2 protein-coding genes are annotated in these 1272 nt (G+C 68.2%); one reads left to right on the top strand and one right to left on the bottom strand.

Translation table 11 applies throughout. The annotated features are described in order from the left end of the window. On the bottom strand, nt 1-320 hold a 320-nt coding region (locus tag G3N97_RS38855), incomplete at its 3' end, for an NAD(P)-binding domain-containing protein (protein ID WP_205998007.1). Nucleotides 321-406: 86 nt separating this feature from the next. Between G3N97_RS38855 and G3N97_RS38850 the strand changes: the two genes are divergently transcribed. After that, a partial coding sequence (locus G3N97_RS38850; RefSeq protein ID WP_205998006.1) for a Mut7-C RNAse domain-containing protein occupies nt 407-1272 on the top strand: 866 nt, incomplete at its 3' end.

Below are 1272 nucleotides of genomic sequence, written 5' to 3'. Positions count from 1 at the left end.
TCGGCGTGCTCGCGCGCGAGCGTTTCGGCGAGCGCGACCGAAATCGTCGCCATGTTCACGTGCACGAGGCCGCGCGCGGCGTCGGCGAGCAGCGCGGCATTGATCAAGTCGCGCGTGGCCGCGTCGTCGGCGAGCATGGAGAGCACGGCGTCGCCCGCGAAAGCCTCGGCCGGCGTGGTGACGACGCGCGCGCCCGCGGCGGCCAGCGCATGGGCCTTCGCCGGCGTGCGGTTCCAGATCCGCACCGTATGTCCCGCCTTCAGCAGGTTGGCGACCATCGCGCCGCCCATTTCGCCGAGGCCGATAAAGCCGATGTCCATCTCATGCTCCTTGTAGTGGGAACCGGCAGTAGAGCACAGCGCGACGGCATCTGCAGCGCGCCGGGAGCAGTGCCATACTGGCCGGCATGACCACCGCCGTCACCGCCACCTTCCGCTTTTACGAGGAGCTGAACGACTTCCTCGCGAAACCGCTGCGCCGGCGCGACTTCCGCTGCGCGTGCGCGCGCGACGCCACGGCCAAGCACATGATCGAGGCGCTCGGCGTGCCGCATACGGAAGTCGAACTGATCCTCGTGAACGGCGAATCGGTGGGTTTCGAGCATCCGCTCGCCGACGGCGACCGCGTGGCCGTCTATCCGAAATTCGAGGCGCTCGACATCCGGCCCCTGCTGCGGGTACGCGCAGAACCGCTGCGCGAGCCGCGCTTCATCGCCGATGCGCATCTGGGCGGCCTCGCGCAACTGCTGCGGCTCGCGGGCTTCGACACGCTCTACGACAACCATTTCGCCGACGACGCCATCGAGCAACTGGCCGGCGCCGAGCATCGCATCGTCCTCACGCGCGACCGCGAACTGCTCAAGCGGCGCGGCATCACGCACGGCTGCTACGTGCGCGCGCTCAAGCCGCGTGCGCAACTCGACGAGATCGTCGAGCGCCTCGATCTGGCCGCGAGCGCGCGGCCGTTTCGTCTGTGTCTGATGTGCAACGCGCCGCTGCGGCGCATCGCGCGCGACGAGGTGAGCGCGCGCGTGCCGCCGGGCGTGTTCGAGCGCCACGCGCGCTTCGTGACCTGCGACGTCTGCGAGCGCGTATTCTGGGAGGGCTCGCACTGGCGCCGCATGCGTACGCTGATCGACGATGTGACGGGACGGCCAGATCGGAAGAGCGTCGTGGAGGGGAAGAGTGTGGGCGCGAGGGTACAGCTCGGTGGTTGCGGGAGCATTCAGAAAGACACTACCATGTACTCCGGTCAACACTTCTATATAGATGA

This window comes from Paraburkholderia sp. Ac-20347 (assembly GCF_017104805.1).
GTDB classification, from domain to species: domain Bacteria; phylum Pseudomonadota; class Gammaproteobacteria; order Burkholderiales; family Burkholderiaceae; genus Paraburkholderia; species Paraburkholderia tropica.
Note: the sequence above shows the minus strand (reverse complement) of the source record. Positions and strands in the feature narration are given on the sequence as shown.